Here is a 14,363-nt window from a genome sequence, read left to right as displayed (position 1 = left end):
CACCCGTTCTCAACGAGGAGAGCCAGTGTCACAGGAGAACTCTGTCCGGAGTGAAGCCGGGAGCGACGACGACGCCGCGTACGACTACGACGTCCTCGTCGTGGGCTCCGGCTTCGGCGGCTCCGTGTCCGCCCTGCGCCTGACCGAGAAGGGCTATCGCGTCGGCGTGCTCGAAGCGGGCCGCCGCTTCGAGCCCGGCACGCTGCCCAAGAACTCCTGGGACCTCAAGAACTACCTGTGGGCGCCCAAGTTCGGCATGTACGGCATCCAGCGCATCCACCTCCTCGGCAACGTGATGGTCCTCGCCGGGGCGGGCGTCGGCGGCGGCTCGCTGAACTACGCCAACACGCTCTACGTGCCGCCGAAGCCGTTCTTCGAGGACCCGCAGTGGAAGGACATCACCGACTGGCAGGCGGAGCTGAAGCCCTACTACGACCAGGCGCAGCGCATGCTGGGCGTGCGGCTCAATCCGACCATGACGCCGGCCGACGTCCACCTCAAGGCGGCGGCCCAGGACATGGGCATCGGCGACACGTTCCACATGGCGCCGGTGGGTGTCTTCTTCGGTGACGGCAAGGACGCCTGCGGCGAGGACGGGGCCGGTTCGGTGAAGGCCGCGCCCGGCACGCAGGTCGACGACCCGTACTTCGGGGGCGCGGGCCCGGCCCGCAAGGCGTGCACCGAGTGCGGCGAGTGCATGACGGGCTGCCGCCACGGCGCGAAGAACACCCTCAACGAGAACTATCTGTACCTCGCCGAGAAGGCGGGCGCGGTCGTGCACCCGATGACGACGGCCGTCTCCGTCACCGACGACTCGCAGGGCGGCTACGCGGTCCAGACGCTCCCGACGGACAACAGGAAGAAGGGCGCGGGCCGTACGTTCAAGGCCCGGCGCGTGATCGTCGCGGCCGGCACGTACGGTACGCAGACCCTGCTGCACCGCATGAAGGCGGGCGGCCAACTGCCGTACTTGTCGTCCAGGTTGGGCGAGCTGACGCGGACGAACTCCGAGGCGCTCGTCGGCGCCCAGACCAACAACCGCCGCTACAAGAAGCGTCACGGCAAGTCCAAGGTCGACTTCACGCAGGGCGTCGCGATCACGTCCTCGATCCACCCGGACGAGAACACGCACATCGAGCCGGTCCGCTACGGCAAGGGCTCGAACGCGATGGGCGGCATGACGATCCTCCAGGTCCCGTACGCGCAGGGCTCGTCCCGCGTGGCCGGGTGGCTCGCCAACGTGGCCAAGCACCCGACCCTGATGGCACGTTCGCTCTCCAACCACCGCTGGTCGGAGCGGACCATCATCGGCCTGGTCATGCAGTCGCTCGACAACTCGCTGACGACCTATCTGAAGCCGGACGGCGTCGGCAAGGGCCTGCTCACGGCCGAGCAGGGCCATGGCGCGCCCAACCCCAAGCAGATCAAGGCCGCCGTGGACGCCGCGTCGACGATCGCCGCCGAGATCAACGGCTTCGCCGGCTCGAACATCGGTGAGCTGATGGGCACCCCGCTGACCGCGCACTTCCTGGGCGGCTGCCCGATCGGTGACTCCCCGGAGACGGGCGTCATCGACCCGTACCACCGGGTCTACGGGCACCCGGGCATCTCGGTCGTCGACGGCGCCGCGGTCACGGCGAACCTGGGCGTGAACCCGTCACTGACCATCACGGCCCAGGCCGAGCGCGCGATGTCGTACTGGCCCAACAAGGGCGAGGAGGACCCGCGTCCGGCGCAGGGCGTGGCGTACGCGCGGCTGTCGGCCGTGGCGCCGAAGAACCCGGCGGTCCCACAGGACGCGTTCGGCGCGCTGAAGCTGCCGTTCCTGGGGATGCCGGCGGTTCCGCCCAAGAAGACCGCGAAGTGACGCCGGGCATCTGACCCCGGACACACGTAAGGACCTGCGCCCCCCTCCGAGCGCAGGTCCTTCCCGTGTGCGTAGCCCCTACGGGGTGTTACGCGGTGGCGCCGGCCTTGCGGCGGCGCACGGCGAACACGGCACCGGCACCGGCGACGACGGCGACGCCGCCGATCAGACCGATGGTCGGGACCATGGAGGAGGAACCGGTCTCAGCGAGGCTGCCGGTCACCTCCTGGGTGTTGTTGTCGTTCGGCTTCTCGGTCGGCATCGGAACCTTGCCGCCTTCCTGCGGCTTGGTCCCGTCGGTGTCCGTACCGGGCTTCACGATCTGGATGATGTAGCTGGCGGAGGTGTCGCTGAGGCAGTCCAGCTCGTCATCGTTGTAGAAGCCGCCGCCGATGGTCAGACCCTCACCGATGGGGGCGCCGGCCTTCACGTTCAGGCGGAGCTGGTAGTTGACGGACTTGCCGGCCTTGATGCCCGACAGGTCGAGGAAGCCGAACGAGTAGCCGTCGCCGTCGTCGATGTCGACCCAGGAGCCGTCGACCTTCGCCTGGAGCCGGACCTGGCTCGCCTTGTACGCGTTCTCGGCGTTCTCGTCGTTCGGGCCGACGCCCGCGTAGAAGATGGCCTCGTCGAGGTCGGTCTTCGTCGGGTTCTTCACGTTGAGGGTGAAGCCGTGCCAGCCGCTGCCGGCCGCGATCTTGCCGGGCAGGCCGCTGATGGAGACGGACAGCTTGGACTGGTAGTCCTCGTTGTCCACCTCGCAGATGCCGGTCGGGAGGGTCGGCTCCTCGGTCGGCGTCGCGGACGGCGACGGCGACGTGGAGTCGGACGGCGTGCCCGACGGGGTGGAGGCGGGGGTCGTCGCGGGCGTGGAGGCGGGCGTCGACGGCGACTCGGGGGTGGACGGAGTGGTTTCGGGCGACGACGGCGTGGCCGGGGTCGACGGAGGCGTTTCGGCTGGCGTCGACGGCGTCTCGGTCGTGACGGTCGTCGTGTCGGGAGTTCCGTCGGCAAACGCGGCCGGGGCCGACAGCAGCGCGATCGGGGCTATCGCAGCCGTCGCGGCCGCGGCGGCCAGGGCACGGCGAAGCTTCATGAAGACCTCGGAAAGTCCGGCGTACTGCTGCGGCGCAGTACGAGCTGGGAGGCCTCCGCGTTGTGGGGTCGCGGGTGTGGCCGTTGGTTCCGCACAAGTGACCGGCAACCCCGTGAAATGGTTGCCCTCGACCTCACACGATTCTTATGTGAGCTGGGTCACCCAGCGCCCCGTACAACCTTTGCGGCGATCTTCGATCGTTACGCAAAGCGCTGGCAAAGGGGGCTGGCGGCGGGCTTGGATGGCGCCTCGGTACGGGCCGACGCGTGGCCCCGTGCCGCAGAGGACGAAGGTGGGAATGTGAAGTCAGGTGTGAGACGTGCCGTGGCGGCCGCTGCCGTGGTCGCGGCCCTGGGCGTGACGACGGCGTGCGGGGGGTCCTCCGAGACCACCGACGACGCCAAGAAGCCGGCCGCTTCGGAGAAGACCACGGCGCCCGCGAAGCCCGCCGAGGAGGGCGCGAAGGCGCTCACGGCGGCCGAGCTGGAGAAGGCCGTCGTCGCCACGGGCGACGTCAAGGGCTACAAGGTCGAGAAGGTGGGCAAGGACGACCTGCCGCCGACCGAGAGCGTCGCCGCGAAGCCGGCCTCGTGCCAGCCGCTCGCCGACATGTTCATGTTCTCGACCCAGCCGACGGCGAAGGACCGGGTCGTGCGCACGCTCATGGCGACGGACGAGCTCGACCCCAAGGTGACCTCGCTGGCGCTGCTCGCGCACGACGGTGCCGACGCCGCCAAGGTCATGAAGGACCTGCGCACGGCCTCGAAGAGCTGCACCGCGTACGAGCACGTCGACTACAAGTACAGCGGCGTCAAGGAGCGGCCCGCGCCCGACGCGGGCGACGAGGCGGTCTCGTACGACGTGAAGGGTGTCATCGACGGCGACAAGGTCCCGATGACCTTCACCGTGGTGCGCAGCGGCTCGACGGTCGTGGCCTTCTACACCATGAACATGCTGGACTCGAGCAAGACCGACGTGCCGCAGGTGATCGTCGACGCGCAGCTCGCGAAGCTGGAGAAGACCGTCTGACCTCGGCTGTCCGGACCGGGCAGGTTCGGCTTGGCTCGGTGAGCACAGCGAAGGGCCCCGCGGACACGTCCGCGGGGCCCTTGGCCTTCAGCACCGACGCCAGGGCGGCGTCGGTGCCGGGGAGCGGCGCCGGGGGGTTGCGCCGCTGGTGCGGGTCTGCCAGGGGTCGCCACCCCGGCGCGCGGTGGCGCGCGGATGGGGCGGGCCTGCGGCAATTCACTTGTGAAGCCCGGGACTTGGGGCTCTGTGGGGTGTGGGGGTTTCTCCGTATCGTGCTCGCGGGTCTGTCGTGCGCGCAACCGTTTCGACCGACCGTTTCGACCACAGGGGCGAAAGGGTTCTGCTGGGAGGCCGACCGGCCCCGGGCGTCCCCGGGACCGGTCGTTCTCTTGGGTGACCGGGCTGCTGTCCCCTGCCGTCCGGTCACAAACGCTGGAGCGAGGTCCCACGACGTACGGCATGGATCCCTACGTCTCATCGCTCCAGCGGAGCCACGCGTGGATTGAGCGGGCCCGCCCCTGGCTGGCACGGACATCGGGACCAACGAAGGGTGCCGCGCACCGGTCACGCGCCGTACGGGTGAGAGCGGATCCGAACGTGGGTGCGTCGAGTAGGCCTCAGACCCGGCCCCGGCACAGCTCCAGGAGCGTCATCGCGAGGCCGGTGCCGGGCTTGCCGAGGGCGTCCCTGTAGTGGCCGAGGACCTCCAGCTCGCGCGCCAGGTTCACGCGGCGCCCGCCGGAGGTGATGCGCGCCTCCTGGATGACGGCCGAGACGGCCATCCGTTCCTGGATCAGGCCGATGATCCGGTCGTCGAGCGAGTCGATGCGCTCGCGGGCGCCGGTGATCACGTCGGCGGCTTCGGAGGTGTGGGCGCCGGTCTTTTCGCTGGGGGTCGCGGTGGTGGTCATCTTGGGGCTCCTCGTCGTATGGGGACGGGTGTCCTGGAGTGGCAAGGACCGGAGATGACAGAGCGCCCCGGGCCTTGTCGGCCCGGGGCGCCCGGTAAGTCGCTTGTCAGGTGATCAAGCAGCTCGACCTCGGCAGCCGGCGGGCCGGTTGCCATAGGTAAAGAGGAAGTCGATGCGGTGCTTGGTCACAAGACCAGTATGCCCCGGCCCGGTGGCCCCGGCCACCGCGTCCGTGGGATGAGACGAAGAGTGTCCGTCCGGGCCCGTTAGAATCGACAAAACAGACCCCTGCTCGTGTTCCACCGCCGGAAGGCCGCCGCCGTGCCATCAGCGTCCCCCGCTGCCGCCCCTGACACCGTTCTGGTCGTCGACTTTGGTGCGCAGTACGCCCAGCTCATCGCCCGCCGCGTCCGCGAGGCCCGCGTCTACAGCGAGATCGTGCCGAGCACCATGCCGGTCGAGGAGATGCTCGCCAAGAACCCGAAGGCGATCATCCTCTCCGGCGGCCCCTCGTCCGTGTACGCGGAGGGTGCCCCGCGCCTGGACCGCGCCATCTTCGAGGCCGGCGTCCCCGTCTTCGGCATGTGCTACGGCTTCCAGCTGATGGCCACGACCCTCGGCGGCACCGTCGACGACAACGGCGCCCGTGAGTACGGCCGCACGCCGCTGACCGTCTCCCGCCCCGGCTCCACCCTCTTCGAGGGCACCCCGGCCGAGCAGTCCGTGTGGATGTCGCACGGCGACGCCTGCTCGGCCGCGCCCGAGGGCTTCACCGTCACCGCGTCCACGGACGTCGTACCGGTCGCGGCCTTCGAGAACGACGCCAAGAAGCTGTACGGCGTGCAGTACCACCCCGAGGTCATGCACTCCACGTACGGCCAGCAGGTCCTCGAGCACTTCCTCTACCGGGGCGCCGGCATCGAGCCGACCTGGACCACGGGCAACGTGATCGAGGAGCAGGTCGCCGCGATCCGCGAGCAGGTCGGCACCAAGCGCGCGATCTGCGGCCTGTCCGGCGGCGTCGACTCCGCGGTGGCCGCGGCCCTCGTGCAGAAGGCCATCGGATCCCAGCTGACCTGCGTGTACGTCGACCACGGCCTGATGCGCAAGGGCGAGACCGAGCAGGTCGAGAAGGACTTCGTGGCCGCGACCGGCGCGAACCTCAAGGTCGTCGACGCGAGCCAGCGCTTCCTGGACGCGCTGGCCGGGGTCTCCGACCCCGAGACCAAGCGGAAGATCATCGGCCGCGAGTTCATCCGCGTCTTCGAGCAGGCGCAGGCGGAGATCGTCGCCGAGGGCGCGGCCGACGGCGAGGACGTCGCGTTCCTGGTCCAGGGCACGCTCTACCCGGACGTCGTCGAGTCCGGCGGCGGCACCGGCACGGCGAACATCAAGTCCCACCACAACGTGGGCGGCCTCCCCGAGGACCTGGAGTTCGCGCTCGTCGAGCCGCTGCGCCAGCTCTTCAAGGACGAGGTGCGCATGGTCGGCGCCGAGCTCGGCCTGCCGGACGAGATCGTCCAGCGCCAGCCGTTCCCGGGCCCCGGCCTCGGTATCCGCATCGTCGGCGAGGTCACCAAGGACCGGCTCGACCTGCTGCGCGAGGCCGACGCCATCGCCCGCGAGGAGCTGACGGCGGCCGGTCTCGACCGTGACATCTGGCAGTGCCCGGTCGTCCTGCTCGCGGACGTCCGCAGCGTCGGCGTCCAGGGCGACGGCCGCACCTACGGCCACCCGATCGTCCTGCGCCCCGTCTCCTCCGAGGACGCCATGACGGCGGACTGGACGCGCATGCCGTACGACGTCCTGGCGAAGATCTCGACCCGCATCACGAACGAGGTCGCGGACGTCAACCGCGTCGTGCTCGACGTGACGAGCAAGCCGCCGGGCACCATCGAGTGGGAGTAGTCGCTCCCCGACACCGTGTGTGAAGGCGCCGCCCACTGCCGAATGGAGTGGGCGGCGCCTTCATGTCTGTGGGGCGGCTCAGGTGCGCTTCAGGGTGCGTACTGGCTCGCCGCCCGGCTTCCACACCTGTACGACCAGGTATTTCTCGTCCTCGATGAAGGTGCGGGTGACCTCGGTCAGCTCGGTGCGGAAGAGGTGGAAGTCGTCCGGGTCGGGGACCTGGACCGAGTCCGTGTACGAGGCGATGACCTCGGGGTCATCGACCAGCAGCGCCCGTCCCGAGATCCGTACGTCCCCGCCGCCCATTCCGGTGCCGTCGCCCGGGTTGGCCTGGACGGCGAAGCGCGGGTCCCGGAGCAGATCGCGCGCCTTGAGCGAGCCCGGCATCATGCCGAGCCAGAACTCCCCGTGCAGGAACCGCACCTCCAGTCCGCTCGTGCGCGGCGAGCCGTCCTTGCGGAGGGTTGCCAGGATGTGGTGCTGGAACCGACCGAAGCGCTCCTCGACCGTCTTGGCGAGGTCCGGTTCGGCCGTGGTGAAGGTGGCCCAGTTCGACGTCATACGCCGAGTCTGGCGCGGATACCCGACACCTGCTGTCCGGTATGCGCGGCGCCGCCCGCGACGAGTTCGGCGCACTCTCTTCACCGCCCGCCTCTGTCCTCCTGCGCTCCCCGGAGGTAACTTCCGCTCCATGTCCACGCAGACGCCGCCGCCGGTCCCCACCGAACACCTCCAGTTCGCGATGCCCCCCATCCATGGCTCCCCGGCCGACGAGCGTCGGCACCGCATGGAGCGGCTCGCGGGCGCGCTGCGCATCTTCGGGCGTCTCGGCTACGAGGACGGGGTGTCGGGGCACATCACGGTGCGGGACCCGGAGTACGACGACTGCTACTGGGTGAATCCCTTCGGGATGCCGTTCAAGCACGTCACCGTGTCCGACCTGGTCCTCGCCAACGGGGACGGGCAGGTCGTCGAGGGCCGCCGCCATGTGAACCAGGCCGCGTTCACCGTCCATGCCCAGGTCCACCGGGCGCGGCCCGACGTGGTCGCCGTCGCGCACTGCCACTCGCTGTACGGGCGGGCGCTGTCCACGCTCGGCGATCTGCTCGACCCGATCACCCAGGAGGCGTGCGCCTTCTACGAGGACCACGCGCTGCTCGACGAGTACACCGGCGTGGCCGTGGACCCGGACGAGGGGCGGCGGATCGCGGCCGCGCTCGGCTCGTACAAGGCGCTCATCCTGCGCAACCACGGGCTGCTCACCGTGGGCGAGTCCGTCGACTCGGCCGCGTGGTGGTTCCTGTCGATGGAGCGCTCCTGCCAGGTGCAGCTCGCGGCGCGGGCCGCGGGTCGCCCGATTCTGATCGACCACCGCCAGGCCGTGGCGTCACGGGATCAGCTGGGCGGCGACCTGGTGGCGTGGATCAATCATCAGCCCCTGTGGCAGGAGATCAGCAGCGCGGAGCCGGACCTGCTGTCCTGAGCGGAGGGCTGGTGTCGTCCTGAGCCGGGGCGGCGCCGTCTCGAGTCGGGGCAGCGGTGCCTTGAGCCGGGGCCGTCGTCCTCGAGGCGGGGGCTGTGGCCTCGGGGGGTCAACACCGGCGTTCACTGTTCACCCCCTCTGACCGGACCTGGCGGCCCTGGACGGCCTGGCGTACGGCACAATTCCCAGTCATTACACGGAAGTTGACGCGAGGCCGTTCGGGTCGGGCGGGCTCCGGATGGGAAGGCGGGCGTACCGGGTGGCGGTCCAGGAGGCGCGAGAGGGAACGCACAGCGGGGGCTGCACCTGCGGCGACTGCCCGCACGGGGCGCGCGAAGGGCACCGCAGGGCCGTGGCCGCGTTCCTTGCGAAACGGGACGAACTGGCGGCCGGGCAGGGGCTGCCCGCTGCCGTCGCGCACTCGGCGGGCGCGTCCCGTCAGTGGGTCTCGGACGAGCTGACCCAGTCCGCGCGGGGCATGGCCGATCGCGGGCGCGCCGAGGGCGACGCGTGGCTCGCCGGGCTGTGGCCGCGCACGGTCGGCGTGGTGTGGGGCGGGTGCGCGCTGCTCCTGATCGTGCAGGCGCTCACGGCGATCGGCGCGGGCTGGACGTCGGCGCGCACGGCGGGACTGCTCGCGGCGGTCGTCGTGAGCGGCCTCCTGACCGGCGCGGCCTACGTCCACCGGGCGGCCGGCGGGGTGCTCGCCCCGGTCGTCGGCGAGGACAACCGCCTGTCCACCTCCCGAGCCGTCGCCGCCTGCTGGGTCCTCGTCGTGGTCTACGCGGTGCTCGTCCTGGCGGGCGAGCTGGCCGGCGCTTCTGGCCACCGCGAACGGGACGCGCTGATCTCCGGCCTGGAACTCGCCCGGGGCGCCGGGGTCGTGACCGTCCTCGCCGTCGTCTGCGGGGTCGCCGTCCTGGTGCGGCGGGTCGTGTGGATGCGCGTGCTGGGCCAGCGCCTGCAGAAGGTGCGCGCGGACCGGCCGCGCGCCGCCGACCTGCTCACGGACGACTCCGGACGCGGCACCTTCGCCGACATCCAGTACGTGCTGATCTCGGCCGTCGCGCTCGTCTTCGTAGCGGCGCGCCTCGCCCGCCGCCCCGGACAGCTGCCCGATCTGCCATGGGGCCTCGCCCTGCTGGTCCTGGTCTCGGCAGCCACCTACCTCGCGGCCAAGTACGCGGAGGGCGGCCGGCCCGTGATCCTTTCGGTCGTGCGGTCCCGTGAGGCCGGGGACCTGGACGCGCCGATCCGCACCGGCGACGACATCGAGATCCGCGGGGCCGGCTTCGTGCCGCCGGGCGCGGCCACCGCGGACCGGCTCTCCCGGATGGTCGTCCGCATCGGTCCCGTGCACGTCCATGTGCCTCTCGTCCCGGTTCAGGGCGGTTTCACCAACCCCACCGACTCGACCCTGACGGTCCCGGTCCCCGTGGACGTCGAGCCGGGGCGGGTCGACGTCCAGGTCGTCACCGCGGCGGGCGTGGAGACGAACCGGTGCGCGATCGACGTCTCGGACTGAGTGCCCGCGTCCGGCCTGCGGCAATAGCTGAACGTTACTGAACGGTCGCGCCCGCTCGTACGTAAGGTCTGGTGACGGGCAATTTTGCGGGCACTGATGCGGGTGGGAGAGGCGGCGGACGGGCGATGACTCATGGCATGCGGACGGACATCCATACCGATTACGTCAACGGCAGGGGCAGCTGGCGGGACAACGCCCAACGGTTTGCACTCCTTCCCTTGCGGATCTTCCTCGGCGTCACCTTCATCTATGCGGGGCTCGACAAGCTGACCGACAGCGCGTTCTTCCACGCCACCGGATCGGGGTCGATCGGCGAGCAGATGCGCGGAGTGCGGGACATCTCCGCCATTCCCGCCATGGTCGACCTGGCGCTCAAGAGCCCGACCGGCTTCGGATACGCGATCGCCTTCGGCGAACTGGCCGTCGGCATCGGCACGTTGATCGGTCTGCTCGCCCGGCTCGCCGCCGTGGGCGGCATGCTGATCTCGCTCAGCCTGTGGCTGACGGTGAGCTGGGCCACCGAGCCGTATTACCTCGGTAACGATCTTGCCTATCTGATGGCTTGGCTGCCGCTGGTGCTTGCGGGGGCTTCGGTGTTTTCGGTGGATGCGATGCTTGCGGCTCGGCGCCGGGCCCGGGGTGGGCTTGGCTGACGGGTTTCTTTGTGCGGCGGGGGCCCTGGGGGCCCGTGTCGCGTCCTTTGACTGCTGGCCGGCGCGCGGTTCCCCGCGCCCCTTGGCGGGCGCCCGTGCGCCGTTTCCGCTCTTACGGGGAGCTGGAGTCCGTCGGGTGGGGTCTTTGGCGGCGACGGATCGCGTAGGTTGCTGTGCCCGCTGCTCCGGCCAGGACCAGGCCGACGGTGACCAGGGGGATCACCGCGAACCACTCCACCTCCCAGCCGCCCAGCGCGGCGCCCAGGTAGAGGGCTCCGGCCGCGGTAAGGAACAGGCCCGCGATCAGCTTTCCCGGCTGGAAGTCATGACGTGGCACGGGCCACCTCCGCCTGTCCGACACCGACTTCGAGCCTCAGCTCGACCGTGCCGCCGTCCTCGCTGCCCACCGGCGGTGTGAGGGTCACCCTTTGCTCCTGTCTCGGACGGATGTCGACGTCCTGTGTCTTTTCGTCCGGCAGCCGGATGTCACCGACGCCCACCTCGGCCCGCAGCACGACCGTCGCGTCCTTCGGCACGATGACCTTGAGCTGCCCCGCCCCGACCTCCGCTCTTGTCGTCAGCGTCTTGCCCTTGCCGAGATCGATCCCGCTCAGATCGAGCGTGCCGACGCCCGTTCCCAGCTCGTATACCGGCTCCACCTGGGCGACCGAGGCAGGGGTCCAGTTGGTGCGCATCCAGTGGGTGGTGATGTTGGAGGGGAGCGCGGCCGACGCGGCGAGGAGGCCCGCCGTGATGACCGCGAGGATGATCGAGCCGGCGCCGGTCCGTCCGACGAAGGCGCTGAGCGCGATGCCCAGACCGAAGACGACGAGCGCGCTCGCGAGACCGGCCTGGAGGGCCGTGCCGAGCGGGTGGCCGTCCCAGGTCGCCGTCGTGCCCGCGCAGCCCGCGGCCAGCGCGAGCAGGAACGTCCAGCCGCCGATCCAGCGCGGCCCGCGCTGCTTGGGTGCCCCGCCTTCCGGGCCGCGGGAGGAGACGTCAGGGCCCCAGGCCGTCCGGTGCCCGTGTGCCGTGGGCTCGTACCGGATGTCGACGCCGCTGTCGGGCCCCCAGAAGTACCCGGTCCCTCCGACGTGCGTGCCGTCCTTGACTATCGGGTCCCGCCACCAGGACGGCGCCCCGGTGACGGGCGGCGCCTGCGCCTCGGGCGGCGCGTCGGCCACGGTCTGCGCGGCCAGAGGGTCGGGGTCGGCCGCTCGGCGCTGCTGGGACCAATACCCCGCGCCCGCGAGGAGCAGGGCGAGGACGGCGGCGAATGTGAGCACTCCGCCGTTGTTCAGCATGGAGAGGAAGAGCCCGCAGCCGACGAGCGCGAAGAGCACGGCCGTCAGCGCCGGGCCGTCCACGCGGCCGGAGAGGAGCTTGCGCGCCTCGTTCTCCTCCTCGTCGTCGTACGGGACGAAGAGCCAGGCGAAACCGTAGAAGATCAGGCCGAGCCCGCCCGTCGCGGCGAGCACGGCGAGGCCGATCCGGAAGATCACCGGATCCATGTCGCAGTGCCGGCCGAGTCCCGCGCACACTCCGCCCAGCATCCCGTGCCGCCGGTCGCGCCGGAACTTGCTCGGCGGCGCGGGGACGCCGGGCTCCTGTCCCGGCGCGGGCGGCGCGGACGCACCGCCGGAGCCGCGCCCGGGCACCGCGTCCTGCGGTTGCCCGGCCTGCGCTCCCGTCGAGGCGTGCTGGTGATCTGTCATGCGTCCATCGTGACGGGCCGAGGCCCGCCGCGGCAGTCGGGACGACCCTGGACCAACCCTGATATCGCCCCTGACGGCGCTCGGGGCCGGGCGGAGATCAGGGGAGTCTCCGGGCTGAACCCTGATGCCCGCGGTCCGCCCCACGTGTGACCATCGATGGCATGCCGGAAGCCGCAGCACCACCCATTGACGGACCGCGGCCGCCGCGCAAGCTCTACCGCTCCAGCGACGGACGCTGGCTCGGCGGAGTGGCGCGGGGGCTCGCCGGGCATCTCGGCCTGCCCGTGATCTGGGTGCGGCTCGTCTTCGTGGGCCTGTTCATGGCGGACGGCCTCGGCGCTCTCCTGTACGCGGCGTTCTGGTTCTTCGTCCCGCTCGGCGTCGGAGGCGTGGGCAGCGAGCGGACCCCTGCCTTCACCACGGAGACGGCTACGGACGGGCGGCGCAGACTCGTCGCCCGCAAGCCGGACAAGGGGCAGATCGTCGCCCTGCTGCTCATGGTCGTCGTGTCGATGGTGTTCGTCGGCAATGTGAATCTGGCGGGGAACGCGAAGGCGTATCTGTGGCCGACGCTCCTCGTCGGCGCGGGCGTGGCCCTAGTCTGGCGCCAGGCGGACAATGCGCGCCGGGCCCGCTGGATGGAGGTCGGCCGCCGCAAGCGGACGCTGAATCTGGCGCGGGCCGCGGCGGGTGTCGTACTCGTCGGGGCCGGTGTCACCGGGATCTTCGTGCTCCAGGGGTCGGCCGAGCACCTCGGCTCCATCCTTCAGGCCGCCCTCGCCGTCCTCGTCGGCATCGCCCTCCTCGCCGGCCCCTATCTCGTGCGCATGACGCAGGATCTGTCCGAGGAGCGCCTCATGCGGATCCGCGCGCAGGAGCGGGCGGAGGTCGCGGCCCATGTCCACGACTCGGTCCTGCACACCCTCACGCTGATCCAGCGGAACGCGGAGAGCGCGAGCGAGGTGCGGCGCCTGGCCCGCGCACAGGAGCGAGACCTGCGGGCCTGGCTCTACAGACCGGAGGGGAACGGGAAGGACGAGGCGGAGGAGCCCGGCACGGTCGCGGAGGCGGTCAAGCGCAGCGCGGCCGAGGTCGAGGACAAGCACGGGGTGCCCCTCGAGGTGGTGGTGGTCGGCGACTGCCCGCTCGACGACGGTCTCTCGGCACAGATGCAGGCTGCGCGGGAAGCGATGGTGAATGCCGCCAAGTACGGTGGCGAGGGCGGTGCGGTCCAGGTCTACGCCGAGGTCGAGGAGGAGACGGTGTTCGTGTCCGTACGCGACCGGGGCCCCGGTTTCGACCTCGACTCGATTCCGGCGGACCGGATGGGCGTACGAGAATCGATCATCGGCCGGATGGAGCGCAACGGCGGCACGGCGCGGCTGCGCGCGGTGCCGGACGGCGGCACGGAGGTCGAACTGACCATGAAGAGGGCGGAGAAGACCCCATGAGTGACGAGCAGGTCAAGCCGGACGCGACCGCGGCGAGCGAGCCGGAGACGGAGCCGGTCGGCCGTCACGCACGCGTGGTCCTTGTCGACGACCACCGGATGTTCCGCACCGGCGTCCAGGCGGAGATCGGCCGCACGGAGACGACGGGCGTCGAGGTGGTCGGCGAGGCCGCGGACGTGGACCAGGCGGTCACGGTCATCACGGCCACGCGCCCCGAGGTCGTCCTCCTCGACGTGCACCTTCCCGGTGGCGGCGGCGTCGAAGTCCTGCGCCGCTGCGCCCCGTTGATGGCGGCGGCCGACAACCCGGTCCGCTTTCTGGCCCTTTCCGTGTCGGACGCCGCGGAGGATGTCATCGGCGTCATCCGCGGTGGCGCCCGCGGGTACGTCACCAAGACGATCACCGGCACGGACCTGGTCGACTCGATCTTCCGCGTCCAGGACGGCGACGCGGTCTTCTCGCCGCGTCTGGCGGGCTTCGTCCTCGACGCGTTCGCGTCCACGGACGCCCCGCCGGTCGACGAGGACCTCGACCGCCTCACGCAGCGCGAGCGCGAGGTCCTGCGCCTCATCGCCCGCGGTTACGCGTACAAGGAGATCGCCAAGCAGCTGTTCATCTCGGTCAAGACGGTCGAGTCCCATGTCTCGGCGGTCCTCAGAAAGCTTCAGCTGTCGAACCGCCACGAGCTGACGCGGTGGGCTACGGCGCGACGGCTGGTGTGACGG

The 14,363-nt window shown here is 70.8% G+C and carries 13 protein-coding genes; 8 read left to right on the top strand and 5 right to left on the bottom strand.

Annotation, left to right across the window (positions count from 1 at the left end):
- The first annotated feature begins 25 nt into the window (after positions 1-25).
- Positions 26-1,867, top strand: a complete 1,842-nt coding sequence (locus tag CG723_RS19975) for a GMC family oxidoreductase (protein WP_100594830.1) — start codon at positions 26-28, stop codon at positions 1,865-1,867.
- Positions 1,868-1,955: 88 nt separating this feature from the next.
- Here CG723_RS19975 and CG723_RS19970 read toward each other — a convergent pair whose 3' ends face one another.
- Positions 1,956-2,963: an LAETG motif-containing sortase-dependent surface protein gene (locus tag CG723_RS19970; RefSeq protein WP_107489204.1), complete on the bottom strand. Its 1,008-nt coding sequence runs from the start codon at positions 2,961-2,963 to the stop codon at positions 1,956-1,958.
- Positions 2,964-3,263: 300 nt separating this feature from the next.
- Here CG723_RS19970 and CG723_RS19960 point away from each other — a divergent pair, with 300 nt between their 5' ends.
- Positions 3,264-3,992, top strand: a complete 729-nt coding sequence (locus CG723_RS19960) for a hypothetical protein (RefSeq protein ID WP_199841827.1) — start codon at positions 3,264-3,266, stop codon at positions 3,990-3,992.
- 617 nt (positions 3,993-4,609) lie between these two features.
- Here CG723_RS19960 and CG723_RS19955 read toward each other — a convergent pair.
- Positions 4,610-4,903 carry a chorismate mutase gene (locus CG723_RS19955; protein WP_100594826.1) on the bottom strand — a complete coding sequence of 98 codons (294 nt, stop codon included), beginning with the start codon at positions 4,901-4,903 and terminating at the stop codon, positions 4,610-4,612.
- A 321-nt stretch (positions 4,904-5,224) separates the two neighbouring features.
- Here CG723_RS19955 and guaA point away from each other — a divergent pair, with 321 nt between their 5' ends.
- Complete coding sequence (gene guaA, locus CG723_RS19950) at positions 5,225-6,811, top strand: glutamine-hydrolyzing GMP synthase (protein ID WP_100594962.1); 1,587 nt, start codon at positions 5,225-5,227, stop codon at positions 6,809-6,811.
- A gap of 78 nt (positions 6,812-6,889) precedes the next feature.
- Here the strand turns inward: guaA and CG723_RS19945 are convergent, their stop codons facing one another.
- Positions 6,890-7,372, bottom strand: coding sequence for a pyridoxamine 5'-phosphate oxidase family protein (locus CG723_RS19945; protein WP_100594825.1), 483 nt, complete (start codon positions 7,370-7,372; stop codon positions 6,890-6,892).
- 130 nt (positions 7,373-7,502) lie between these two features.
- On the opposite strand from CG723_RS19945, the gene CG723_RS19940 reads away from it, so the two are divergent.
- The 3 genes from CG723_RS19940 to CG723_RS19930 all read left to right on the top strand — a co-directional run bounded on the left by CG723_RS19940 (position 7,503) and on the right by CG723_RS19930 (position 10,472).
- Positions 7,503-8,294: a class II aldolase/adducin family protein gene (locus CG723_RS19940; RefSeq protein ID WP_100594824.1), complete on the top strand. Its 792-nt coding sequence runs from the start codon at positions 7,503-7,505 to the stop codon at positions 8,292-8,294.
- A gap of 259 nt (positions 8,295-8,553) precedes the next feature.
- Positions 8,554-9,819 carry a hypothetical protein gene (locus CG723_RS19935; protein ID WP_100594823.1) on the top strand — a complete coding sequence of 422 codons (1,266 nt, stop codon included), beginning with the start codon at positions 8,554-8,556 and terminating at the stop codon, positions 9,817-9,819.
- A 125-nt stretch (positions 9,820-9,944) separates the two neighbouring features.
- Positions 9,945-10,472, top strand: coding sequence for a DoxX family protein (locus tag CG723_RS19930; RefSeq protein WP_100594822.1), 528 nt, complete (start codon positions 9,945-9,947; stop codon positions 10,470-10,472).
- A 112-nt stretch (positions 10,473-10,584) separates the two neighbouring features.
- Here CG723_RS19930 and CG723_RS19925 read toward each other — a convergent pair whose 3' ends face one another.
- Positions 10,585-10,809 carry a hypothetical protein gene (locus tag CG723_RS19925; protein ID WP_100594821.1) on the bottom strand — a complete coding sequence of 75 codons (225 nt, stop codon included), beginning with the start codon at positions 10,807-10,809 and terminating at the stop codon, positions 10,585-10,587.
- Positions 10,796-12,187: a PspC domain-containing protein gene (locus tag CG723_RS19920; RefSeq protein WP_100594820.1), complete on the bottom strand. Its 1,392-nt coding sequence runs from the start codon at positions 12,185-12,187 to the stop codon at positions 10,796-10,798. Before CG723_RS19920 ends, CG723_RS19925 begins: the two co-directional genes overlap by 14 nt.
- Positions 12,188-12,348: 161 nt before the next feature.
- On the opposite strand from CG723_RS19920, the gene CG723_RS19915 reads away from it, so the two are divergent.
- On the top strand, positions 12,349-13,638 hold the full coding sequence (locus CG723_RS19915) for an ATP-binding protein (RefSeq protein ID WP_100594961.1): 1,290 nt from the start codon (positions 12,349-12,351) through the stop codon (positions 13,636-13,638).
- Positions 13,635-14,360 carry a LuxR C-terminal-related transcriptional regulator gene (locus CG723_RS19910; RefSeq protein ID WP_267893713.1) on the top strand — a complete coding sequence of 242 codons (726 nt, stop codon included), beginning with the start codon at positions 13,635-13,637 and terminating at the stop codon, positions 14,358-14,360. The genes CG723_RS19915 and CG723_RS19910 overlap by 4 nt, the downstream gene beginning before the upstream one ends.
- Positions 14,361-14,363: the final 3 nt, after the last annotated feature.

Origin of the sequence: Streptomyces sp. CB01635 (assembly GCF_002803065.1) — a bacterium.
Lineage (GTDB): Bacteria > Actinomycetota > Actinomycetes > Streptomycetales > Streptomycetaceae > Streptomyces.
Note: the sequence above shows the minus strand (reverse complement) of the source record. Positions and strands in the feature narration are given on the sequence as shown.